1 protein-coding gene is annotated in these 282 nt (G+C 55.0%); it reads left to right on the forward strand.

Annotated elements, in window-relative coordinates; all coding sequences use genetic code 11:
- Nucleotides 1-282, forward strand: a 282-nt coding sequence (locus SB765_RS29065; protein ID WP_410932410.1) for a hypothetical protein, incomplete at both ends; no start/stop codon positions are given.

Raw genomic sequence — 282 nt, forward strand, 5'->3', positions numbered from 1 at the left:
GGTACCACTAACAGTTCGAAAGATGCGTGGTTCTCGGGTTACGGTCCGGGTGTTGTGACCTCGGTCTGGATTGGCTTTGATGATCACCGTCGTAATCTCGGTCATACAACGGCTTCCGGAGCGATTAAAGATCAGATCTCAGGTTACGAAGGCGGTGCCAAGAGTGCCCAGCCTGCATGGGACGCTTATATGAAAGCCGTTCTTGAAGGTGTGCCGGAGCAGCCGCTAACGCCGCCACCGGGTATTGTGACGGTGAATATCGATCGCAGCACCGGGCAGTTA

The sequence above is a fragment of the Pseudomonas sp. SIMBA_067 genome (genome assembly GCF_046534675.1).
Classification (GTDB): domain Bacteria; phylum Pseudomonadota; class Gammaproteobacteria; order Pseudomonadales; family Pseudomonadaceae; genus Aquipseudomonas; species Aquipseudomonas putida.